Origin of the sequence: Methanolinea sp., from assembly GCA_016699325.1 — an archaeon.
Classification (GTDB): Archaea; Halobacteriota; Methanomicrobia; order Methanomicrobiales; family Methanospirillaceae; genus UBA9949.
Window position 1 is genome coordinate 700123 of the sequence record CP064971.1, and the last position, 20273, is coordinate 720395.

Below are 20273 nucleotides of genomic sequence, written 5' to 3' on the forward strand. Positions count from 1 at the left end.
ACAGGATACTATACGTTTTCTTTCTGGAGGATGGCCATCAGTTCGGTCGTTATCCCCCGGATCTTCTCTACAGAAGCCCTGAACTGGACCACCTCCTGCTCGTCAATCCTGATAGGTACGGGAAAGACACCGTTCCGGTTGATGCGGGCCGGGACGCCAATGCAGACGTTTCCGATATCGTGAACCTCGCTCATGACATATGCGGATACCGTGAGGATACGGTTCTCGTTGCCAAGCACTGTCCTGACCAGCGTGGCGATGGCTTCACCGGGGCCGAAGATGGTCGCACCTTTGTCCCTGATGATGCTTTCTCCGCTGCCCTTGACGGCCTCGACCATCTCTGTGAACGGGAGGCGTGAGAACGCCGGGAGGTTGCTGATCTGGATGCCCCCGATGGTGGTTGCAGACCACAGCGGGACCATGCTGTCGCCATGCTCTCCGATAATCCTGGTGTGGACTTCGCTGACATGGACATTGAACAGCGATGCGATGAGCGACTTCAGCCTCATGGAATCGAGGTGGGTGCCAAGACCGAACACACGGTTTGGATCGAGCCCCGAGTATTTCAGGGCAACAGACGTCATGATATCTACGGGATTGGTGACCATCAGGATGATGGTATCATCGGCATAGGTGCCGACATCGCGCGACACGGACGCGACGACACGGGCATTTCCGAGAGCCAGATCGAGCCGGTCCTGGCCGGGACGGCGGCCGGTACCCGCAGTGCAGACCACGATGTCCGAACCCTGGATGTCCGGGGGTTCCGTTGTCCAGTGGATCTCCATGGAATTGCCGCAGGCTGCAAATGAATCCTTCATGTCCTGGACGATCCCGCAGAGGAGACCTTCGCGGCCTTTCCGGCCGAACAGGAGTAACTCGTTGACATGGGGAATTTCAGATATGGTATGGGCGGCAAATGTGCCGACGTTTCCGGTCGCCCCGATAATCGTGACCTTTGCCATACAAAATCACATCGTGGGGACATGTTCTTGGTCGACCGAATGTAACTGCGTTCGCAGAAAGCCTCCCTCCTCCGCCCCGCGACCCTGTGGGCGCCGGATGTCCACGGTAAGTCTGCTCCCTTCCGGGCCTGAACCGTTCCCCGCAGCAGCAGGTCGCCGCCCCCTCCGGGGCTTTGATCCCTGTCCACCGACCTCACAGGACGAGGTTTCAACGAAGAGAAACTCCAGCCTCCCGCAGCCCGCTTCGGCCTTCCTCGAACTTCGCCCCCCGCATACCGGCGGTTTCAGGTTACAGGTGACGCCGAACCACCCGGGCTAGTCCCCATATATTATCTCAAGGTCAGGGGATAAATGCCTCGCCGTTCACCTGCTTCCGCCAGATCCGGAGTGCCTCCGCGGACCTGACGGGGTCATCTTTTTCGAATATATCGAGCGCAGCAAGCACCGGGGTCGTGGGAAGGACGGCATGGAGCGCACGGTAATCCCCCTGGTAAACCCGGATGTCCTGTTCTCCTTCGGTCTGCGCGATCAGCCTTGGTTCACTGACGACCGGCGTTTCCGCCATCTTTGCATAATCGGCCAGGATCCTGACTTCGTCAACCCTGAAAAATTCCTTGTTGACCAGGGTATTATAGGCAGCAAAGAAGGCTGCCGCATACCAGGCATCGTTCATCACCACGTGGGCGATTCCCAGTCTCCCGCCAACCAACCCCAGTTTTCCGATGCCGCAGAACGCATCGACAAACCATTCCTGATGCGTGCGGGCGATTTCGCGCTCAACGGCTTCGATCTTTGGGTTCCTCATGTGGGGGAACTCGATGTGCGTTTTTGACTGCTGCTGGTAAAGCACGACAGGACCTGCCCGTGAGGGAAAAATATTGGCCCGGATGTCGCATCCGGCAAGAAGTTCATAGGTACGCGGGGGAGCAGAGAGGTCGGGATCGACAACCCCCGGGACGAAATCCTCAAACTTGATCACCGCCCGGACTTCGGGGACTTCCCCGAGTACCCGGGATGCTGTCTTTTTTTCTGCCAGGCGGGAGAGGAGGACAAGGGACCTTGCAGGCAAATACGGCGGAGATTGCATGGGAAACCCCGGATGCACGAGGGGGGTGCCTACCATTCTCAGCGGCTCGGTGCCGGAAAACGCCCCTTCGCTTACCAGGATAGCATAGATATGCGCATAGACTTCGTCGATAAAGCGTTTACCGCACCGGCAGGGTTCGCGATAACTATCAGGGGGTGGAGGGATACCCTTGTCGAGGGTCCGGGTAAGGCAGTCCGGGCATGGGGAGAAGGCCGAAGGAACGCGATCGAGCAGCTCGCGGGCCTGGCTCACACAATCCTCCCCACATACAGGACACTTCATAAGTATCCCCGTTGTGCTGGAGGAATACATAGTTTTTGAAAAGCAGGAATGAGGCAATGGGCCCGATGCGATTCGAACGCATGACCGCCCGGTTATGAGCCGGGCGCTCTAACCGGACTAAGCTACGGGCCCGCCGGTGAAGCGCCGCCAACAGGACTCGAACCTGTGACATGCTGGTTAACAGCCAGCCACTCTACCAACTGAGTTATGGCGGCACACGGATGTGCCTTTATCCATTCTTTCTGATTATGTTTAAAAGTAGCGTTATATCCCGGCCGGCCTGCCAACCAGCCCGGGATAGTTCTCCGGTCACTGTCAGGTCTGCTTCATGGACTCCAGGAGCTGTTCCATCGCTTCCAGCTCGGCATTGAGGTTTGCGAGGAGCTCCTGTGCCTGTCCTGTCGCCACAGCACCGGAAGAGGAGGCCCTGATATATCCCATCTGTTCCAGGACGCGGAGCGAGTACCGGATCCGGTGAAACGGTTGATCGAGAAGCTCGGAGAGCTTCATGATGCCAATCGGCTGGTGGGCAACTACGGTGCGGAGTACTTCGATGTGCCGTTGCATCAGTTCGATCTCGCTCCTGACTTTTTCGATCATCACACCCGCTCCTCCAGCCGGATCACGCGCACAGCCGGGTTTACGCCTGCTCTTGCAGCCACGCTTTCGTCTCCCGATACGTCCTCCAGAAATAGATACTGAGAACCCCTGCAGAGAGGATGAGGATTACAAAGGCCGGTATCCGGTAACCCGAAGGTGCTTTGAAAAACGCGATCACTCCGATGGCAACGAGGAGGATGATGATATTGAGCAGGACGGTGAGGCAGTAAAACTTCCATTTGAACTTTTCTTTCGTTGCCGGGTCCATCATTCATAGGTAACTTCCATCATAAAACTACTTGTGGTCGTGCTGCTAAAAAAGAATGGTATGGACGCCCTCGATGCCACAATGGCGGAACGTGGTGCGGATGCGTATGTCCTGATCGGATCTTCCGAGAATGCCGACCTGCGATACCTCACCCGGTTCCTCACCACGGATCCCGTGGTGTACATCAGGAAACGAGGGAACGAAGGAGTCCTCATCGTGTCACAGATGGAGTACGGGCGTGCTCTCCGCGAGGCCGTGGTTCCGGCCATGAGCCGGGCAGATGCCGGCTACCTGCGGATCCTCGAAGAAGAGAAGGATCGCTGGCGTGCACTGGCACGGATGATAACCGATTATGTGAACGGTCCTGTCCTCGTCCCCCCCACGTTCCCGTACGCCCTCGGCATGGCGATTGCAGAACGCTTCCCGGTCTATCCTGATCCCGGGACGGTGGAAAAGATCCGTGCCGTGAAGAGCCGCGGCGAGATCGCCCACATCGGGAAGGTGCAGCGTGCGACGGAAGCGGCGATGGATCATGCCATCGACTTGATCCGGCATGCAAAACCCCGCGGCGGACTTCTGTACCTGGAGAGAAGACCTCTCACCTCGGAGCGTGTCCGGTCAGCCATACACGGGTTGCTGATGAGCAGGGGGTGCACGGCCCGGGAGACCATCGTCTCCTGTGGAGAAGATACGGCAACCCCCCACCTGAAAGGAAGCGGCCCGCTCCAGGAACACGAACCGATTGTCATCGATATCTTTCCCAGGAGTGAGGAGAGCGGGTACTATTCTGACATGACCAGGACAGTGTCCCGCGGAGAGCCGTCATCTGAGATCGTGGACATGTACGGCGCCGTCCGTGACGCCCAGGATCGTGCTGCGGCCGCGATCCGGGCGGGGATCGAAGGGAGCGTGGTGCACCAGGCGGTTGTCGACCTGTTCGATGAGCGGGGCTATACCACCGGGCTGAAGGGGTTCACCCATAACCTCGGCCACGGTGTCGGCCTGGAGGTTCACGAGCTTCCCTCTCTCGGGCCCGGGGGAGAGAGGCTGCATGCCGGGAATGTGGTCACCAACGAGCCGGGACTGTACTATCCCGGCACCGGAGGGGTGCGGATCGAGAACATCGGTGTGGTCACCCGGAGCGGGTTCAGGTGCCTCACCCGCTTTCCCCGGGAGCTCGTGCTATGACGACCCCGGCCCTTTCTGATGATGCGTTCGATTCTTACCTGGAAGCAGGCAGGATTGCTTCCCGGATCCGGAATGCCGGAGCCGGGCTCATCCACCCCGGGGCTGCCATTCTCGAGATCGTAGAGACGGTCGAACAGATGGTCATTGACTCCGGGGCCGGGCTCGCATTTCCCTTAAACTTTTCCCTCAACGAGGATGCTGCCCATGATACGGCATCGGTGAGGGATGAGCGGCTTCTTGCTGTGGATGATGTCGTCAAGCTCGACCTCGGTGTTCACCTTGACGGATATATCGCTGATACTGCGGTAACGGTCGACCTGGGCGACCATCCGCTCCTGATCGAGGCATCATCCCGTGCTCTCGATGCAGCAATAACCATGGTAAGACCGGGAGCGACCATCGGTCAGATCAGCAGTGCAATCCAGCAGGAGATCGAGGGCAGGGGGTTTCGACCCGTGGCAAACCTGACCGGGCACGGCCTTGCCAGGTACCAGATCCATACCCCTCCCACGATTCCAAACCTTTCGTTCCAGGACGGGGTGACCCTCGAAGAAGGGATGGTCTTTGCTATTGAGCCGTTTGCAAGCACCGGTTCGGGCCGCGTGACCGAGAAACAGCGTGTTGAGATCTTCCAGCAGATCAGCACCAAACCGGTCCGGCTTCCTGCCGCCCGCAGGATCCTCGGCGTGATCAGGGAAAGGCGGGGCATGCCTTTTGCCCGCCGCTGGATACCTGGAGAACGACAGGATATTGCGCTCTCCTCCCTCCTTACTCATGGCCTTGTCCGTGCTTACCCGGTTCTTGCCGACGTCCCAGGGTGCGTCGTCTCCCAGCACGAACACACCCTTATCGTCACTGCCAACGGCTGTATCGTGACAACGGCCTGAGATACCCTTATGGAAACCGGAGAGTAATACTATAGGTTACAGAGATGTCTGCAGAGGACGAAACCCTGAAACTCCTCGAGCTGGCGCTCACTGCTGAGATATTCAACCGGCACTCTGACCTCGATATCAACGACCTGACCCCTGAATGCCGAGAACTGTACGGTGTCAATGATGGCCTGGAGTTCAAGCGTCCGCTCACATTGTCTGAGGGCATGATCAAACGGAGCCTTGGGATCTCTGACGCGTGCGCGAAACTCTCTTCAGTCCCGGTCATCACCTGCGATGAATTCGGCCAGCGGATCAGGGTACCGAGCCTAGAGGCTGCTGCCGGATGGTTCATTCGGAAAGGCGGCACTTCCCTGGTCCTGAACAACCCGGCGCTTGCCTTCTATTTCCAGGACTCGGACATGGCACCGGTCTCCTACCAGGATGTCCGGGCCAGGAACCTCCCCTACGAGGACACCAGGGCCTACAGCGCCAGGAAGATCGCAAAAATTCTTGCTGCAGACGACGAGTTGAAGCATGCCCTCGAGCTGGTCATCGTCAGCTCGCCCGAAGAGATCGAGCAGAAGTTCGAGGATTTCATCTGTACCGATGAGCAGATACGGATTATCGGTAAGATCCGGACCGCCCGCGAACACCGCGACCTGCTCGCCCGGCACCGTATCCACGAGGTCGGGAAGCTCTTGTTCGTGGGGCCTCCGGGTACAGGGAAGACCTCGCTTGCGCTTGCCCTTTCCCGGGAGATGCACCTTCCGCTCATCGAAGTGCGGCTCTCGATGGTGACTTCCCAGTACCTCGGAGAGACCTCGAAAAATATCGATCGTATCTTTGATTTTGCCCGGAAATTCGCTCCCTGCATTCTTTTTATCGATGAATTCGATTTTGTCGCCAAGAGCAGGGTTGCCGATGACCATGGGGCGATGAAGCGTGCCGTGAACTCGCTTTTAAAGAATATCGACCGAATCAGCCTGGTCAAAGACGGTGTGCTCCTGATAGGGGCGACTAACCACCCGCAGCTTCTCGATGAGGCTGCGTGGCGACGGTTCGACGAGATCGTGGAGTTCGGGCTTCCTGACACAGCGATGCGCATCAAGATCCTGAAGAGCGTCACCACAAGTATCGACTGCCGGTGCGATTTCGAAGCGCTCGCGGCGGCAACCGAGGGGTTCTCCGGTGCCGATCTCCGTATCATGGTCAAGGAAGCGCTCCTCTCAGCCCTGATGGAGCGCCGGGTCTTCATCACCGACCTGGATTTCGAGGAGGGGATACACCTCATCGGGACCCGCGGGACGGTGCGCTCTCAGAACTGGTTATAGGATGAAAATTACCCTGCTCGGCACCGGTGATGCCATAGGGACACCAAAAATCGGGTGCTCGTGCCCGCAGTGCACCTATGCCATCCAGCATGGACTCCAGCGGCTTCGCACCTCCTTTCTCATCGAGACCAGCGGGAAGCACATCCTGATAGACACGTCTCCCGATCTCAGGATGCAGCTGCTCGGGGCAGGATCTCCGCATATCGATGCCGTCATCTGGACCCATGGCCACTACGACCACTTCATGGGATTCGGGGAGTTCTACCGCGTCCAGGACATCCCGGACGCCTATGGAGCACCGGGAGTAGTAGATTATTGCCAGAATGTGTTTTCATTCCTGCCCTTTTCCACCCACCCCCGGGAGCCGTTCTGCCCGTTTCGCCTGTTCGGGCTCGAATTCACTCTCGTCCCCGTGTGCCACCCGCCGGCTGAGACCTATGGCATCCTCCTTTCCTCTTCTGCTGCCACTATCGGGTTTACTTCCGATACCAACCGGGATCTCTCTGCTGAAAGTCGCTCCCTGTTCGCCGGGACAGACCTCCTTTTCATCGATGCCCTGGCCCCATCACCCATCCGGGTCCGGCAGCACATGAACTATGGAGAAGCGTGTGCTCTTGCTGCAGAACTGGAGGCAGGCGACTTCAGGTGCGTGCACATGAGCCACCTGTTACCATGGGATCTCACGCATACCGGCAGGGACGGGGAAACCTTCTCTTTTCCCGACTGATTTTGACAGATGTCCCGGGTCTTTCCCTGTTCATCCACGCATACTTATATACCGATTCACCATCCATTTATAGGTGGGATGAATATCAAGATACTGGAGCTCGAAGAGAATATCGCACGCCTTGTCATCCAGGGAGAAGGCCATACCTTCTTGAATGTCCTGACCGAAGAGATCCTGAAAGACCCTGACGTTGATGTGGCACGATATTTGATCAAATTCCAATTCTCTGACCCTGAACTGCTGGTCACAACCAGGGGGAAACGCAACCCGCTCGATGTTGTACGGGACGCCTGCGGACGCCTCAAGAACTCCTGCGCTGAGCTCCTGGAACAGATCCCTGCAGACTGACCCGGTTTAAAAAAAAAAGAAGTTAATTTACCTGTTCTGTGAAGACGATTGAGCCCGATATCCGCGTAATCCGTATTTTCACCTTCTGGCCGGGCTTGCTCCGGGGAACGTACATGATATAGCGCCCCATCCTGACAACCCCGTCCCCGCGCTTGCTGACCGACTGGATCTCGACATCCAGTTCCTGCCCTTCCTGCAGCTCGCTTCCTGCCGGTTCCGTTCGCGCCCTCCGTTTCCGGACCGGCCGGTGACCGCCGCAGGCGTCACAGCGGAGGAGGAGGATGCGGTCATCTTTGACCAGCCGCGTGTCTGGTTTCCCGCATTCCGAGCAGATGACGTAGTCGTCAACGTAACTCCTGATGAGCCCGTTGATGAGTGATTGTTCAAACTTCCCGTTGAAAATTGCACGGTTGCCATCGATCTTGCCGGCCGTTCCGAGTTCTCCCAGGAGAAATTTCATCAGGTGATCCTGATCTCTCCTCACGATATCAGCAATCTCTGCAAAATTTTCAAGAACTGTTGTCTTCCCCTCGATGTAGACCTTTGCTTCCGGGACCGTGAACCGTTCTGTCGACTCGCTTTGAACGGTAACATTCGCGTAGGCTTTCTTCAGCAGTGCCTCATACGGATCAACCATACACATCATTCTCCCCGTCAGGGTAAATAATGAACTCCGCGATGGAAATTTAAGGTATCATGAGAGAGATTTCTCACGCATGTTATCGGCCGACGATTTAAACCAGATCCGGCAGAAGCTCCGGCGGGAACCAACCGATGTGGAGATAGCCGCATTCGAGAATCTATGGAGTGAGCACTGCAGTTACCGGTCAACCAGGCGCCTGTTAAAGACTCTGCCCACTACCGGAAAAAACGTCCTTCTCGGACCTGGCGACGATGCGGCCATTGTCCGGTTCACGGACCATCATGCGCTTGCGGTGGGCATGGAGAGCCACAACCACCCGAGTTATATTGACCCATACAACGGTGCGGCGACCGGTGTGGGCGGGATCGTCCGGGATGTCCTCTCCATGGGTGCGCGACCGATAGCGCTCATGGATCCGCTCTACTTCGGTCCGCTCGACAAGGAAAAGAACCGGTACCTCCTAGAAAATGTCGTTGCAGGGATAGGGGGGTATGGTAACTGTATTGGAGTCCCGGTGGTGAGGGGAGACCTTGCCTTCGACAGCAGCTATGATGGAAACCCCCTGGTCAACGTGGTATGCATCGGGATCGTCGATCCTTCCCGGTTCATCACTGGCAGGGCGAAGCAGCCGGGAAACCACCTGTTGTTGATAGGAGCTACCACCGGGCGGGACGGGCTTGGAGGTGCTTCGTTCGCCTCCCGCGATCTTGCCGAGGACTCCGGGGCGCAGGAGCGGTCGAACGTTCAGATCGGCGACCCTTTTACCGAGCAGCTCCTGATCGAAGCCATCCTCGAGATGGCCGGTACTGGAAAAGTCTGTTCCTGCCGCGATCTCGGGGCGGCTGGGCTGGCCGGTGCGTCGAGTGAGATGTGCAGCACCTTTGGCGGACTCATCCACGCTGACCGGGTCCATCTGCGAGAGCCGAACATGCGGCCGGTCGAGATCATGCTTGCGGAGAGCCAGGAGCGGATGATGATCGAAGTCGCCCCTGGCGACGTCCCCCTGATGGGAGAGATCGCAGAGAAGTACGACCTCATGTGGAGCGATGTCGGAGAAGTAATTGCCGAACCCCGGTATATCGTCAGGTTCCATGGCCGCACGGTATGCGACCTCCCCATCGACTTCCTCTGTGGCGATGCCCCGGAATGCACCTGGCCCCAGTGCCCGTACGATGCCGTCCGACCATTTGTTCCGCCCAAAGCCCCCCTCAGGGACCTCTTCCTCTCGGTCCTCTCCCATCCCGAAGTGGCGTCCCGGGCATGGGTGAGCGGGCAGTATGACCATGATGTGCAGTTGCGGACCGTGGCGGTGGCAGGGGATGCTGCTTTGCTCCGGCTCGATGATGAGGGGCTTGCTCTCTCCTGTGGGTGCAACCCCCGCCACATTTTCCTTTCCCCCAGTGACGGGACCGCGAATGCGGTGTATGAGAATGCCGCGAACCTCGCCTGCGTTGGAGCAGAACCGCTCTGCATCGTTAACTGCCTCAACTTCGCAAGCCCGGTTCACCCGGAGATATCCTGGCAGATCGCCGAGTGTGTCCGGGGGATGGGCGACATGGCACGGGCGATGGGGATCCCCATCGTGGGCGGCAATGTCTCCCTCTATAACGAGAGCGATGAGTTGGGGACCCAGATCAAACCCACACCCTCAATCGGGATGGTCGGCCGCGCACGGCCCCGGCCCCGGACGGTGCCGCATGAGGGGATGTTGCTTGCCCTGGCCGGAACCGCTGGTGAGCACTTTGGAGGATCGGTCCTCGATGTCCTCACCGGCTGCTGTGGGTCTCCGCCGCCCCGGGCAGACCCGGGCCTTGCCGTGCAGATCAGGGCACTCGTCAATGCCCGTTCCGACCTTGCGGTAACAGACCTTTCGCAGGGTGGCCTTGCGGCCGCACTGGCCACGTTCTGCCCCGGTGCCCGGGTAGAGATTGGAGGCTTGCCGCTCCAGGAGCTCTTTTCCGAGACCTACGGGAGATTCCTCATCGCATACCATGACGAAAAGGATCTCTTGGGCATCCCTTTCCGGAAGATCGGCGAGGTCACTCCGGGGGGCTTCGACATCAGCGGTGCAGGGTGCCGCATCATGATCGACCGGGATGAAATTGAGCTCGCATGCTCATCGCTGACCCGGATCATGCGGGGCTGAAGCTCCCCCCGGGCCCTGGCACGCCGCGGAACATGAGGGGTATATGAAGGCCGTTTGAAAAAACCGTTCCCCGCAGGACTCCCCCCCATGTCCTGACCACAATACCGGGTTTCATTGTACCATAAGAAAACCACCATGGACCCCTGGTTAAGGCAGGTGCATACAGGATGAAACACGCATATGGGACGGTCGGGTAACCATGCCCCGGGGGGTAAAAACCGCGGATGCGGTTTACATACCGGCCACGGTGACCGCCGTGCGGTCGGGCGTAAGGCATGAAAATGGCAGAGCCATTTCCATTTAAAAAAGTCGTTTTACCCGGGATCCAGCCCGGTTATTTTTTCTGGAACTGGGGCATAAGGTCCCGGACTTCCCTGCCGACATTCTCGATGAGGTGCTCTTCATCCGCACGGGTCAGCGCGGTGAATACCGGCCGGTTCACCAGGTTCTCGAGCATCCATTCCCGCGCAAACTCGCCGCTCTGGATCTCCCCGAGGATCTCCTGCATGGCGAGGTAAACCTCAGGGCCAATGACCCGGGGGCCGCGGGTGAGGTCTCCGTACTGGGCGGTGTTGGAGACCGCGCTCCGCATTTTTGTGAATCCGCCTTCGTATATGAGATCAACGATCAACTTGGTCTCGTGGAGCACTTCGAGGTATGCCATCTCCGGTGCATACCCGGCCTCTACCAGGATCTCAAAACCGGCTTTGATCAGGGAGGTTATCCCTCCACAGAGGACCGCCTGCTCCCCGAACAGGTCGGTCTCGGTCTCTTCCCGGAAGCTTGTCTCGAGGACCACCGCCCTCGTCGCTCCGATCCCCTTTGCGTACCCGAGGGCCAGGGCATGGGCATTCCCGGAATAATTCTGGTGAACGGCGATGAGGGCCGGGACTCCTCTGCCTTCCTCGTACATGCGGCGCACGAGCGCTCCGGGGCCCTTCGGGGCAACCATGACCACATCGATATCGGGTGGAGGGACGATCTGGCCAAAGTGGATGTTGAACCCGTGGGAGAACATGAGGCACTTGTTCTCGGTCATATGGGGCCGGATCTCGGTCCGGTAGACGCCGGCCTGGGTCTCATCCGGGAGGAGGATCTGAACCACCTGAGCCATCTTGACCGCTTCTGCAACCGGGTAGACCTTGAATCCGTCGGCACTGGCAGCAGACCAGCTCTTCCCGGGCCGGACACCGATGACCACGTCAAGCCCGCTCTCCTTCAGGTTGAGGGCCTGTCCCCGTCCCTGCGAGCCGTACCCGATCACCGCTATCCTCTTACCATCGAAAACAGAGAGATCGGCGTCTGATTCGTAGTATTTTTTTATCATGTCGCTTCCATCAGCTATAGCTAACAGAGCACTTAAATATTTTATAGAAAAAATTCATGACACACCCGGTATAAACCGCACGGGAGCGATGCAATATTTCCCCTCAGATAAACAGGAAGACTGGACGCGAACTGCCCGATATACAGTCAACAACCCCCGCTGTACGGATCAACCTCACCCGCGTAGGTGTCAAGAACGTCAAGAAACTGGTTGAGGTGTCCCGACCCGAGAAGAGGCCGGTCATTTTCATCTCTAACTTTGATGTCTATGTTGACCTTCCCGGCTCCCTCAAGGGAGCAAACCTTTCCCGGAACTTTGAGGTCATCGATGAGGTGTTGCAGCAGGCCATAGATGGCGATGTAAAAGAGATTGAGAACCTCTGCAGCGTCGTGGCACGCAAACTCCTTGACCGGCACGAGTATGCCGATCGGACCGAAGTGGTGATGGACAGCCAGTTCATGGTAAAGCGGGAGACGCCGGTATCCCTGACCAGCTGCCATGAGGTCGTCAAGGTCCACGCCAGCGCGGTGGCGCGCCGGACGTTCCGCGAACCCATCGTGAGAAAGAGCATAGGTGCGGAAGTCATCGGCATGACCGCCTGCCCGTGTGCCCAGGATATCATGAAGGAACGGGCAGTCTACGTCCTGCAGAACCTCGGGGTCGAGAACGACAAAATCACCGCGTTCCTGAAGGATGTGCCGATGGCAACCCACAACCAGCGGGGCAGGGGGTTCCTTTCCATAGAAATCGACGACGACCAGCATGTCAAGCTGGAAAAGATCATCCGTATCCTCAAGGAGTCCATGAGCGCGAGCATCTACGAACTGCTCAAGCGCGGTGATGAGAGCTACGTGGTGTTGTCCGCCCATAAGAACCCCCGGTTTGTTGAAGACTGCGTCAGGGAGATTGCCAAGAAAGTAATCACCGAGTTCAAGGAACTCCCGGGCGATTCCCTCATCACCATCAAGCAGACCAACGAAGAGAGTATCCACCAGCACGATGCCTATGCAGAGCGGCAGGCAACGATGGCAGAACTCTTCGTCGAACTCAGGAGCGAGCAGGACGAATTGAACTTAACAGCAGTCGAAGGTTAACCGCTCTTTTTTTTCAGGACCTATTCATTCTCCCCGCATTTTGCACGAATGGTAGGGGATAATTCCCCTTTTCCCACCCTTTTTGCCATATAATAATATTTATTCCGGCATTTGGCGTCAAATTGGGCCGGATTACTACCTAACTTCGCCACTTTTCAGTACTTCCATCAAATTTAAACGACTTAACCCAATTCGCCAGAAGCAATTTACCAGTGATTTGGCGCCTCCAGGCTACCATATCTCTTGATAAAATCTCCAAGAATTGGGCGTATTTCTGGGGAGAAGTTGGAAATGATCTTGACAGGATACCCAAAAGAAGGGTATATGATCGTAAGTGTCAAATTCGTGAGATAATTTTTGAGGACTTTCAGATTTTTCACGACGGGATCTTTACAGAAAAGTTGTGTCAAACTCACCAGGACTTTGGTGAGGAAAACGATCAACACGCACCCGATCACCGCGTGTTTGGACCAGTGCCGGATCGGCCGGGCTCGGCTCCTTCTTTGAGGTCCCGGATGAACTTCTCTGCACGGTCACGATTCTTGTAGGCATTCAGGATGTTTTCGGGATCATCATCGATGGTTGATTCAAGCACGAAGAAACCTTCAAGACCGGTTACATAGGGGTTGGGGATATCGCCAATGATCTTCTGGAGATGACCACGGGCGATGATCCAACCCTCAGGAGCGATATACTGGCCGAGATCTTTTCCGCGTTCAACCTTCTTTGTGAGAACCTTCCCCTTCTCCAGGTCTTTCTCAAGTTTCCTTGCTTTCTTCGTCAACTGGTCACAGGCCAGGTCGTCACAGAAAAATATGTACCGGACTTCTTCGCCATCCCGATATTTGACACATGAATAGACCCGGTTGCCAGAAACGAATGAAACCTGGCTTTCTTTCCTGGCATGGTAGATCGTTATCTCGTTCCGGTATGGTCCTTTCTTCTTTGCTTTCAGGGTCAAATAATGGAACTTCAGATCGCGGATCCTTCGTTTGTTATCCTGGGTATTCCCTCCACAGTCAAACACCAGAAGACTGCCTTCAGGAAGAACGCTCGAGCATAACCGGATCAGCATCTGCATATGCTTTTTATCCTGAACATTTCCTTTCTGGATGGTCAGCATCGTCGGTATGTTATTGAGGCCGACACTGATCCCAAATGCGATCTGGAGTTTCCCTGGCTGATTGTCCCGGGAATACCCTAACTCCCCAGCGGACATTTTGTCCCCTCAAAGTAACTCGAACTGAAGTCCACGAACTGGGTTGGATCCACGAGGCTCTGCTGGGAGATCCAGCGTTGAAACTGGTCAAGAACAATCGACTTTCTTTCTCCCAGTCGTTCCAGAGTCCGATACAAACTCCGGTCTGAAATTGTATCTTCAAACCCCAGTGTCTTGAGAAGTTCGTCGGGGGTAAAGTCCAGAATCTTATTGATCGATACCGATTGATTGAGTTTGTTGCTGATGAGAGTTTACGGATGGTATGAATGACTTGCTTCGACCACCAACTCCGCCAAGAACTGATGCGAAAAAGTTGGTCTCCGAATCAATTTTATCGATTAATGCTATATTACCTAATGAGAAGGCTGTGTTTTTTTGCATGAAATTATATAAACACTACCTTCTCATCCTTCTTCTGGCGAAGTCAGGTTACTACGCAGTCCATATATAGTATGTGGTAAAAAGTAGGATGAACGTACTCTGTACGGTCAATCATCTTTCGAGATGAGTTGTGTGGATTAACACCGGTACCGTCAAATGAACAACTCAATAAAATGAGGCGATAATATTGTCGAAAGTTGTAGAGATTTCCCCAACCACGAGACATGAAGGACACTCCAAGCTCGTATTAAAGGTCGATGATGCGGGCATCATCGAACGGGGTGACTGGCTTTCCATCACTCCGGTCAGGGGTGTGGAGAAGCTCGCCATCAACAAGACGATGGACCAGGTGCCAAAGATCGCATCCCGCGTCTGTGGTATCTGCCCCATCGCCCATACCCTTGCAGGGATCGAGAGCATGGAGGGCTCCATCCGCTGTGAGATCCCCCGCGATGCTAAGCTCCTCCGCATTGTGCTGCAGTGTGCAAACCGTCTGCACAGTCATGCCCTGCACAACATCCTGACCCTCCCTGACATGTACATACCGGGAACCGACAAGAAGATCAACCCGTTCTCCGCTGAAGAGCCGGTCAGGAGCCATGCAAAGCGGATAGTCAGGCTGCGCGAGATCGGCCAGACCATCGGCGAGATCGCGGGAGGGGAAGCAGTCCATCCCAGCAACCCCCGTGTCGGCGGATTGTACAAGGCATGCACCCCCCGTGCTGTCCAGAAGATGTACGACCTTGCAAAGGAAGGCCTGCCACTGGCCATTGAACAGATGGAGTTCATGATTGCTGTCCTCCGCAACTTCCAGAGGCGTGACTGGACCGATGTCGGTGGAAAACAGATCCCGATCCCGAAAGACCTCGGGTACCACAACCAGGGATACATGGCTGCCCACCCGATGTATGGCAGTACCAACCTCGATGAAAATCCGGGCTGGGACCCCCAGCGCTGGACCGATGTCCGGCCCTGGGACTGGTACATGGGCGAGGTTGAAGTAAGCCTGGCAGACCCAAGCTACCCGATTGGTGGGACATCCCCCGTGGGAACCAAGGCCAACCCCCAGATGGAGGCATGTACCGGTGTCCCGCTGTATGACGGGGCACCCGTGGAGGTAGGACCCCGGGCACGCATGGTCCAGTTCAAGAACTACGACGAGAAAGGGACTATCGGCCAGCAGATTGCCCGATCGATGGAACTCCCCGATTGTCTTTACACCATCATCAACGCCCTCGATGAATACAACCCATCCGGGAAAGTACTGGCAGACTACATCCCCCAGGGTGACGGTTCACTGGGCTGGGCGGCAAATGAGGCCCCCCGTGGCTGTGACGTCCACCTGGCGAAGGTCAAGGACGGACGTGTGCTCTGGTACGAGATGCTGGTGCCGACCACCTGGAACTTCCCGACCTGCAGCCGCGCGCTCACTGGCGCCCCCTGGCAGCTTGCGGAAGTCATCGTCCGTGGATACGACCCGTGCGTCTCCTGTGCCACCCACATGATCGTGGTCGATGACGACAAGAGGATAGTCGCCCAGAAGCTGATTCAGTGAGCGTAACCGGATGGCATTCAGCGAGATCGTAATCACAGGGTGCGGAAATCCCCTGTTCGCCGATGACGGGTTTGGTCCTGCCGTGGTAGAAGAGCTCTCTTCCCTCAACCTTCCGGATAATGTCAAGGTAGTGGATGCGGGTCTTGGCGGCCCCCATTTCATCTTCACCCTGCTCAACCCGGAAGTGACGAGACGGCTGATCATCATCGATATCGCCGATTTCGGCGCAAATCCGGGTGAACTGGCGACATTCAGGGTCGAAGACCTGCCTCCTGGCAGCTATCGCGACGCCCATTCCTGGGATTTAACCGAACCGCTGCAGCGTATCAAGGATGATATCGATATCACGGTTATCGGGTGCCAGCCGAAGCGAGTTACTGCCCCTGAGTATGAAATAGGACTCTCGGAAGAGGTCCAAAAGGCGATACCCACAACGGTACGGTTCGTACTGGAACTGATTGGGGTGGACTATGGGACTGCTATCACGAATCTTCGGAAAGAAGAGTATCAGCACGGAGCCGACGAAGAAAGATGCGCCGGCGAAAGCTGAGGTTGAAAAAAAGGCTGAAATTACAAAAAAGGAGGAAAAGCCTGTGGCAGAAAAGATCACAGTTGGCCACGTGCACATGAGCGGGTGTACGGGCTGTCTCGTATCCCTGGCTGACAACGCCGAGGGATTACTCACCATTCTTGACAAATATGCCGACCTCGTCTATGGCCTGACCCTCGCGGACGTCAGGCATATACCCAAGATGGACGTGGCGCTTGTCGAGGGATCGGTCTGTATTCAGGATAAAATATCGGTACAGGAGATCAGGGAGACCAGGGAGAAGGCTGCCGTTGTAGTAGCTGTTGGCGGATGCGCCTGTTACGGCAATATCACCAGGTTCGGGCGCGGAGGTGTGCAAAACCAGCCGCAGCACGAATCGTACCTGCCGATCGGGGACCTCATCAAGGTCGATGTCTATATCCCGGGGTGCGCACCCTGCCCGCAGCTCATTCGGAACGTCTGCGTGATGGCCTACCTGCTCCTCAAAGGTAACAAGGAGCAGCAGGAGCTGGCCAAGAAATACCTTGCCCCGCTGATGCAGCTTGCCGAGCGCGGCACCGAAGCCTGCGGCTGCGACCTGATGTACGACGTCGTTAACCAGGGCCTCTGCATTGGGTGCGGAAGCTGCGCTGCGGCATGCCCGGTCCGGGCCATTACCCACGAGTACGGCAAGCCGAACGTGAACCGCGAGATGTGCATCAAGTGCGGCGCCTGTTACGCCCAGTGCCCGAGGAGCTTCTTCAACTTCGATGTCATCACAGAATTCGAGGGCATCACGGAGCTCATTGCCGGAGCGCTCAAGTGAGGTGACAGAAATGGGAACTGAACTCGGTAAGTACAAACTCTGCGTGTCCGCACGCTCCACCGACAAGGATATCCTGAAGAAAGCTCAGGATGGCGGAATCGTCACCCAGCTCTTCAAGTATGCCCTCGAAGAGGGTATCATTGACGGGGCGATTGTTGCCGGACCAAGTGATGAACCGTGGAGACCCCGGCCGTTCATCGCCACTTCGGTCGAAGAACTCATGGCGACCCCCGGGACGCGGTACAACATCAGCCCGCAGGTGTCCTGGATCAAGGAGGCAACCAGGAGCTTCGGCCTCGACAGGATCGGTATCGTCGGGACCCCCTGCCAGATGCAGGCCGTGCGGAAGGGACAGCTTTATCCTGTAGGCCTCCGCGATGTCGATGACAAGATCGCACTTGCGATCGGGATCTTCTGCATGGAGAACTTCCCGTACCAGAGCATCAAGCAGCTCGTCGAGGACCATGCCGGCATGAAGCTCGAGTCGGTCAAGAAGATAGATATCGGCAAGGGCAAGTTCTGGGTATACGGTGCACGGGGACAGGTCGTCCAGCTGCCGCTCAAGGTCACCCACAAGTACGAGCAGCCGGGATGCCATGTCTGCCTTGACTACGTGGCAAACCTGGCCGATGTCTCCACCGGGTCGGTCGGGAGCCCGGACGGCTGGAGCACGGTATTTGTACGGACCAGGAAGGGCGATGATATCTGGTCAAAGGCCATCGCTGCCGGCTGCTTCGAGACCAAGCCCATCGAGCAGGTCAAGCCCGGGCTCGAGCTCGTCTCCAAGCTCGCCAACGAGAAGATCACCAAGAACCAAAAGACCGTCGAGGAGCGGGCCAGGTTCGGCGTGAACAAGGCGCTGCGCAACCCGTATATCAAGCCCTGAAAAATACCCTGACCCTCTTTTTTTTATAATCCCGGCAGATCCCGCATTCCGGGCCACCTTGATCAGATATGCCAGGCTCACCGGGGAGTGGTCTTTGCATTCCTCCACTCTGCCCTCCTGTCATCCACGGAAACGACAGGAGGCGCTCGCATGGCACCGGGAGCGCTCTGACACGAACGGAACAATTTCCTGCATAGAGAGAAATGGCGTATGGCCTTCTACTGGAAAAGAAAAAGGGTAATTGAGGATTTTTAATTCATTTCCAGACATCAACCGGATCGATCGTGGCATCGATCAGCAGGTCAAATTCCATGGCTTTCAGCCACCCTCCCTTCTCAAACATCTTCATGAAACAGATGCCGACGAGGGCCGCATCATGGTATTTTTCAACCGCCGCTTTCACCTGCTCCAGGGTCACCGGGACATTCGGCATGGCAAGGCCGCCCATGACCACGACTGCTTTCGGAGATGATATCTCCACCGCACCCGCAGCCTGCATGCCGATATCGGAAACCAGTTTCAGTTTCTGCGCTTTTGATTCATCTACGTAGGGCACGAATACCTGTTCAAGGTTCATGCCACGCGTGGCAAACCCGAGAAGTTCGACGAACGGGGTGCAGGTGCCCGGGCAGCCGTAGTACACAACCTGGTCTCCGGCTTTCAACCCCTTCTTCTCCAGGTACTCTTTGAACGGCCGGAGCATGCCGGGAACACCCTGGAATACCTCTTTTTGTTTCATAACAGACACCGGTAACAACCATCCCCGCGTTCCGGCAGCAGGCCGGAATACCGGGAATGAGAATAAGGAGGTTCTCAAATATTAAGATACCAGCGCCTACAAGGTTAATTTGATCTTTTCATGGAACGAATCCTCGTCTGTTATGCCACCCGGTACGGTTCAACCCGGGACATTGCCACAATTATCGCCGATGTGCTTCGGGAAGCAGGGTACGAAGTGACCCTCTCGCCTGTAACGGATGCGGGCGACCCTGCCGGGTACGATGCCGTGGTCATCGGGAGCCCGCTCTACATGGGAAAGTGGCTTGTTGAAGCGCGGGAGTTCGTTAGCCGGTTCAGGTACTCCCTCCGATCGCGCCCGGTGGCCGTCTTTTCAGCCGGCTTTACGCTTCGGGACCGGACCGCCGGCCACCTCGGTGCAGCCGATGGCGCACTCGCCTCCTCGGTGAAGCCCTTTCTTTCTCCCGTATCCGCAGGCTACTTTGCCGGGAAGCTTGACCCGGACCATATGACAGTTGCAGACCGGGCGATTATCAGGCTTACCGGAACGGTTCCCGGAGATTTCCGCGATGCCGATGAGATAAAAAAGTGGGCCGGAACCCTTCCTACACTCCTGTTCTGCTGACCCGCGGCGGGTGCGCGGGTGAGGGGCGATCCCGTTTCACCGTTTCCTGCCGATCGTTGCCACGAACTGTCCCAGCGCCTCCCGCGAGCTCCCAGGGTTCCTGGCCGATATTTCGTAGGTTACCGCGCCGTCAAGCTCCTGCCGTACCCTGGCAGGACAGGCATCCGCGAGATCGCACTTGTTGAGCATGACCGAGAGCGGAACACCCCTCTCTTTCAAATGCTGGTAGAGGTGTTTTGTGAATGTATCGGGGCCGCAGGTACAGTCAACCATCAGCACTGCCGCATCCATCCCATGGGCGATTATCTCCCGGACGAACTCGAACCGTTCCTGTCCGGGTGTACCGTAGAGGTATACCACCCTGCCGTCAATTTCAATCTTTCCGAAATCGAGGGCAACCGTGGTGGTCCCGTCAGAACAATTCGCTTCCACGTGGCGGCTGCCGGGATCGATGGCCTGGACGAACGTTGATTTCCCGGCATGGAACGACCCGAAGACCACGATCTTCAATCGCGTGGGATCCATTGCCAGAATTTTCCCCCGAACTTTTTTAATGGTTCCGTTTTCAGCCGCCAGGTACCGGGACACCCGCTCCCTGCGGGCCATTCATCGGTTTTATTCTCACGCACGTAC

22 protein-coding genes, 2 tRNA genes and 1 other RNA gene are annotated in these 20273 nt (G+C 56.8%); 12 read left to right on the forward strand and 13 right to left on the reverse strand.

Annotated features, from left to right (window positions below):
* Nucleotides 1-8: 8 nt before the first annotated feature.
* The 7 genes from IPI71_03680 to IPI71_03710 form a co-directional block, all read right to left on the reverse strand.
* Complete coding sequence (locus IPI71_03680) at nucleotides 9-965, reverse strand: malate dehydrogenase (protein QQR71614.1); 957 nt, start codon at nucleotides 963-965, stop codon at nucleotides 9-11.
* 13 nt (nucleotides 966-978) lie between these two features.
* Nucleotides 979-1291, reverse strand: an RNA gene (gene ffs, locus IPI71_03685) — signal recognition particle sRNA.
* A 14-nt stretch (nucleotides 1292-1305) separates the two neighbouring features.
* On the reverse strand, nucleotides 1306-2334 hold the full coding sequence (locus IPI71_03690) for a hypothetical protein (GenBank protein ID QQR71615.1): 1029 nt from the start codon (nucleotides 2332-2334) through the stop codon (nucleotides 1306-1308).
* A 57-nt stretch (nucleotides 2335-2391) separates the two neighbouring features.
* Nucleotides 2392-2466 (reverse strand) — tRNA-Ile (locus tag IPI71_03695).
* 10 nt (nucleotides 2467-2476) lie between these two features.
* A tRNA-Asn gene (locus IPI71_03700) sits at nucleotides 2477-2549 on the reverse strand.
* 100 nt (nucleotides 2550-2649) lie between these two features.
* Nucleotides 2650-2934: a hypothetical protein gene (locus IPI71_03705; protein QQR71616.1), complete on the reverse strand. Its 285-nt coding sequence runs from the start codon at nucleotides 2932-2934 to the stop codon at nucleotides 2650-2652.
* A 40-nt stretch (nucleotides 2935-2974) separates the two neighbouring features.
* Nucleotides 2975-3202 (reverse strand): hypothetical protein, encoded by a 228-nt coding sequence (locus IPI71_03710; GenBank protein ID QQR71617.1) that lies wholly within the window; start codon nucleotides 3200-3202, stop codon nucleotides 2975-2977.
* Nucleotides 3203-3262: 60 nt separating this feature from the next.
* On the opposite strand from IPI71_03710, the gene IPI71_03715 reads away from it, so the two are divergent.
* From IPI71_03715 to IPI71_03735, 5 genes are all read left to right on the forward strand, one after another.
* Nucleotides 3263-4390, forward strand: a complete 1128-nt coding sequence (locus IPI71_03715) for an aminopeptidase P family protein (protein QQR71618.1) — start codon at nucleotides 3263-3265, stop codon at nucleotides 4388-4390.
* The gene (locus IPI71_03720; protein ID QQR71619.1) at nucleotides 4387-5277 is read left to right on the forward strand and encodes a type II methionyl aminopeptidase; all 891 of its coding nucleotides are present in this window, start codon (nucleotides 4387-4389) and stop codon (nucleotides 5275-5277) included. The genes IPI71_03715 and IPI71_03720 overlap by 4 nt, the downstream gene beginning before the upstream one ends.
* Nucleotides 5278-5321: 44 nt before the next feature.
* Nucleotides 5322-6596, forward strand: a complete 1275-nt coding sequence (locus IPI71_03725; GenBank protein ID QQR71620.1) for an ATP-binding protein — start codon at nucleotides 5322-5324, stop codon at nucleotides 6594-6596.
* Nucleotide 6597: 1 nt separating this feature from the next.
* The gene (locus IPI71_03730; protein ID QQR71621.1) at nucleotides 6598-7323 is read left to right on the forward strand and encodes an MBL fold metallo-hydrolase; all 726 of its coding nucleotides are present in this window, start codon (nucleotides 6598-6600) and stop codon (nucleotides 7321-7323) included.
* A 78-nt stretch (nucleotides 7324-7401) separates the two neighbouring features.
* Complete coding sequence (locus IPI71_03735; GenBank protein QQR71622.1) at nucleotides 7402-7671, forward strand: DNA-directed RNA polymerase subunit L; 270 nt, start codon at nucleotides 7402-7404, stop codon at nucleotides 7669-7671.
* A 22-nt stretch (nucleotides 7672-7693) separates the two neighbouring features.
* Here IPI71_03735 and IPI71_03740 read toward each other — a convergent pair whose 3' ends face one another.
* Nucleotides 7694-8308, reverse strand: coding sequence for a translation initiation factor IF-2 subunit beta (locus IPI71_03740; protein QQR71623.1), 615 nt, complete (start codon nucleotides 8306-8308; stop codon nucleotides 7694-7696).
* Nucleotides 8309-8387: 79 nt separating this feature from the next.
* On the opposite strand from IPI71_03740, the gene purL reads away from it, so the two are divergent.
* Nucleotides 8388-10460, forward strand: a complete 2073-nt coding sequence (gene purL / locus IPI71_03745; GenBank protein QQR71624.1) for a phosphoribosylformylglycinamidine synthase subunit PurL — start codon at nucleotides 8388-8390, stop codon at nucleotides 10458-10460.
* Nucleotides 10461-10794: 334 nt separating this feature from the next.
* On the opposite strand, the gene ilvC is transcribed toward purL, so the two are convergent.
* Nucleotides 10795-11784, reverse strand: a complete 990-nt coding sequence (ilvC, locus tag IPI71_03750; protein ID QQR71931.1) for a ketol-acid reductoisomerase — start codon at nucleotides 11782-11784, stop codon at nucleotides 10795-10797.
* A gap of 134 nt (nucleotides 11785-11918) precedes the next feature.
* Here ilvC and IPI71_03755 point away from each other — a divergent pair, with 134 nt between their 5' ends.
* The gene (locus tag IPI71_03755; protein QQR71932.1) at nucleotides 11919-12881 is read left to right on the forward strand and encodes a GTP cyclohydrolase I FolE2; all 963 of its coding nucleotides are present in this window, start codon (nucleotides 11919-11921) and stop codon (nucleotides 12879-12881) included.
* A 454-nt stretch (nucleotides 12882-13335) separates the two neighbouring features.
* On the opposite strand, the gene IPI71_03760 is transcribed toward IPI71_03755, so the two are convergent.
* Both IPI71_03760 and IPI71_03765 read right to left on the reverse strand, forming a co-directional pair.
* Nucleotides 13336-14100 (reverse strand): hypothetical protein, encoded by a 765-nt coding sequence (locus IPI71_03760; protein QQR71625.1) that lies wholly within the window; start codon nucleotides 14098-14100, stop codon nucleotides 13336-13338.
* Complete coding sequence (locus tag IPI71_03765; GenBank protein QQR71626.1) at nucleotides 14082-14237, reverse strand: hypothetical protein; 156 nt, start codon at nucleotides 14235-14237, stop codon at nucleotides 14082-14084. The genes IPI71_03760 and IPI71_03765 overlap by 19 nt, the downstream gene beginning before the upstream one ends.
* Before the next feature lie 431 nt (nucleotides 14238-14668).
* Here IPI71_03765 and frhA point away from each other — a divergent pair, with 431 nt between their 5' ends.
* Genes frhA through frhB form a run of 4 tightly spaced genes read left to right on the forward strand, consistent with a single transcriptional unit; the run spans nucleotide 14669 to nucleotide 18277 of the window.
* Nucleotides 14669-16036 carry a coenzyme F420 hydrogenase subunit alpha gene (gene frhA / locus IPI71_03770; GenBank protein ID QQR71627.1) on the forward strand — a complete coding sequence of 456 codons (1368 nt, stop codon included), beginning with the start codon at nucleotides 14669-14671 and terminating at the stop codon, nucleotides 16034-16036.
* 10 nt (nucleotides 16037-16046) lie between these two features.
* Nucleotides 16047-16586, forward strand: coding sequence for a coenzyme F420-reducing hydrogenase, FrhD protein (gene frhD / locus IPI71_03775; protein ID QQR71628.1), 540 nt, complete (start codon nucleotides 16047-16049; stop codon nucleotides 16584-16586).
* Entirely contained in the window at nucleotides 16507-17391 is an 885-nt protein-coding gene (gene frhG, locus IPI71_03780; protein ID QQR71629.1) for a coenzyme F420 hydrogenase subunit gamma, read from the forward strand. The genes frhD and frhG overlap by 80 nt, the downstream gene beginning before the upstream one ends.
* Before the next feature lie 10 nt (nucleotides 17392-17401).
* Nucleotides 17402-18277, forward strand: a complete 876-nt coding sequence (frhB, locus tag IPI71_03785) for a coenzyme F420 hydrogenase subunit beta (GenBank protein ID QQR71630.1) — start codon at nucleotides 17402-17404, stop codon at nucleotides 18275-18277.
* Between the two features lie 256 nt (nucleotides 18278-18533).
* Here the strand turns inward: frhB and IPI71_03790 are convergent, their stop codons facing one another.
* On the reverse strand, nucleotides 18534-19016 hold the full coding sequence (locus tag IPI71_03790; protein QQR71631.1) for a DUF2124 domain-containing protein: 483 nt from the start codon (nucleotides 19014-19016) through the stop codon (nucleotides 18534-18536).
* Between the two features lie 120 nt (nucleotides 19017-19136).
* Between IPI71_03790 and IPI71_03795 the strand changes: the two genes are divergently transcribed.
* Nucleotides 19137-19640 (forward strand): flavodoxin domain-containing protein, encoded by a 504-nt coding sequence (locus tag IPI71_03795; protein QQR71632.1) that lies wholly within the window; start codon nucleotides 19137-19139, stop codon nucleotides 19638-19640.
* A gap of 36 nt (nucleotides 19641-19676) precedes the next feature.
* On the opposite strand, the gene IPI71_03800 is transcribed toward IPI71_03795, so the two are convergent.
* Nucleotides 19677-20165 (reverse strand): GTP-binding protein, encoded by a 489-nt coding sequence (locus tag IPI71_03800; protein ID QQR71633.1) that lies wholly within the window; start codon nucleotides 20163-20165, stop codon nucleotides 19677-19679.
* Nucleotides 20166-20273 lie beyond the last annotated feature (108 nt).

Bases quoted from the DNA above. Each gene is read 5' to 3' on its own strand.
- IPI71_03680 (QQR71614.1), bottom strand. From the start codon at position 965: ATGGCAAAGGTCACGATTATCGGGGCGACCGGAAACGTCGGCACATTT.
- IPI71_03690 (QQR71615.1), bottom strand. From the start codon at position 2,334: ATGAAGTGTCCTGTATGTGGGGAGGATTGTGTGAGCCAGGCCCGCGAG.
- IPI71_03705 (QQR71616.1), bottom strand. From the start codon at position 2,934: ATGATCGAAAAAGTCAGGAGCGAGATCGAACTGATGCAACGGCACATC.
- IPI71_03710 (QQR71617.1), bottom strand. From the start codon at position 3,202: ATGGACCCGGCAACGAAAGAAAAGTTCAAATGGAAGTTTTACTGCCTC.
- IPI71_03715 (QQR71618.1), top strand. From the start codon at position 3,263: ATGGACGCCCTCGATGCCACAATGGCGGAACGTGGTGCGGATGCGTAT.
- IPI71_03720 (QQR71619.1), top strand. From the start codon at position 4,387: ATGACGACCCCGGCCCTTTCTGATGATGCGTTCGATTCTTACCTGGAA.
- IPI71_03725 (QQR71620.1), top strand. From the start codon at position 5,322: ATGTCTGCAGAGGACGAAACCCTGAAACTCCTCGAGCTGGCGCTCACT.
- IPI71_03730 (QQR71621.1), top strand. From the start codon at position 6,598: ATGAAAATTACCCTGCTCGGCACCGGTGATGCCATAGGGACACCAAAA.
- IPI71_03735 (QQR71622.1), top strand. From the start codon at position 7,402: ATGAATATCAAGATACTGGAGCTCGAAGAGAATATCGCACGCCTTGTC.
- IPI71_03740 (QQR71623.1), bottom strand. From the start codon at position 8,308: ATGGTTGATCCGTATGAGGCACTGCTGAAGAAAGCCTACGCGAATGTT.
- purL (QQR71624.1), top strand. From the start codon at position 8,388: ATGTTATCGGCCGACGATTTAAACCAGATCCGGCAGAAGCTCCGGCGG.
- IPI71_03760 (QQR71625.1), bottom strand. From the start codon at position 14,100: ATGTCCGCTGGGGAGTTAGGGTATTCCCGGGACAATCAGCCAGGGAAA.
- frhD (QQR71628.1), top strand. From the start codon at position 16,047: ATGGCATTCAGCGAGATCGTAATCACAGGGTGCGGAAATCCCCTGTTC.
- frhG (QQR71629.1), top strand. From the start codon at position 16,507: ATGGGACTGCTATCACGAATCTTCGGAAAGAAGAGTATCAGCACGGAG.
- frhB (QQR71630.1), top strand. From the start codon at position 17,402: ATGGGAACTGAACTCGGTAAGTACAAACTCTGCGTGTCCGCACGCTCC.
- IPI71_03790 (QQR71631.1), bottom strand. From the start codon at position 19,016: ATGAAACAAAAAGAGGTATTCCAGGGTGTTCCCGGCATGCTCCGGCCG.
- IPI71_03795 (QQR71632.1), top strand. From the start codon at position 19,137: ATGGAACGAATCCTCGTCTGTTATGCCACCCGGTACGGTTCAACCCGG.
- IPI71_03800 (QQR71633.1), bottom strand. From the start codon at position 20,165: ATGGATCCCACGCGATTGAAGATCGTGGTCTTCGGGTCGTTCCATGCC.